The sequence below is a fragment of the Microbacterium sp. P5_E9 genome (assembly GCF_054049175.1).
Map to the genome: position 1 here is coordinate 1 of NZ_JBFUMV010000083.1, position 633 is coordinate 633.

Genomic DNA, 633 nt, shown 5'->3' on the forward strand with positions numbered 1-633 from the left:
GTGCGGAGCGTGCCGATCATGGCTAGAACCTTCCAGATCGACCTTTCGCCCGGGCGTGGATACACGCGCAAGGTTCTGTTCGCTGCAGAGATCGTCGATGCCGCAACACTGGAGCCGATACGCCAGCATATCAAGGTGACGGCGAGTGGGCTCAAGCACAAGCCGATCGTCAACGGCAGCGGTTCTTACGTGTGGCTCGATGAAGGTGGCTCGCGGCCGCAGCAGATCATCGTCGAAACAGAAGGGTCTCCCTACGAGTCTGCGACGGTGACGGCTCCTGCGTTGCCGAAGCGCAGCGTGCGCATCGAGTTGTCGCCGCGCTTCGAGTACCCCTTCGAGTCGGGCATCACGGCTGTACGAGGCACTTTGATTGAGCGACGCTCCGGGCCACGTGTCGGGGCCGCCGGCGCTGACATTTGGCTTCGCTGGATCGATGCCAATGCTACCGTAACCGCGTGGGTCGACACTGTCACCCGCTCTCACGCCAATCTGCAAGGAGATTTCGCAGCGATCCTGCGCCTGGCGCCAGACCAATCTCCTCGCACCGACAGCAATGGCGCACTGCGCGTACGACTTGCGGCGCGCGTCCGAGGAATGACTCGTAGTTCCCCCGAGTTCTCGATCAGGCAAGGC

Annotated in this window: 1 protein-coding gene; it reads left to right on the top strand. The window is 62.4% G+C overall.

The genetic code is table 11. The features are described 5' to 3' along the window. Positions 1-18: 18 nt before the first annotated feature. The coding region (locus tag ACXJ3V_RS20335; RefSeq protein ID WP_457102170.1) for a hypothetical protein at positions 19-633 on the top strand (615 nt) is incomplete at its 3' end.